Source organism: Stenotrophomonas sp. STEN020 (assembly GCF_056760195.1).
This window is the reverse complement of sequence record NZ_JBRREI010000126.1, coordinates 1-316: the sequence shown is the minus strand read 5'-3', so window position 1 is coordinate 316 and position 316 is coordinate 1. Positions and strand designations below refer to the sequence as shown.

General features: G+C 68.4%; 1 protein-coding gene. It reads right to left on the bottom strand.

What is annotated here, in order from left to right; translation table 11 throughout:
- Positions 1-316 (bottom strand): transposase (locus ACVOLZ_RS22315; protein ID WP_481518045.1); only part of this gene is annotated, 316 nt, incomplete at both ends.

Sequence of the window (316 nt, the reverse complement as noted above, 5' to 3'; positions counted from 1 at the left end):
TTGCGCCCAGCTCATCGCACGGCGCTTCTGCTCGGGGCTGCGCGGCTCGTCGTGGGCGCTGACGTCCACTGGCGCCGCATCGCCCGCAGGCCGCTTGCCGCGCCCCGAGGGCGTCAGCTGCGCACGCAGGTTTGCATTCGAGGCGAATACGCCGTGGAAGCGGGTGAGATGCGCGCGAGGTGGCGGGACCAGTGCCGCCAGCTTGGCGATGAAGTCGACCGCATCCCATTCGACATGGGTGGTGCCATTGCGCCATGGCGTCTTGAGCTGATACCGCACCCTTCCCTGCGGTGAGATCGATAGCCGCTGCTCGCTG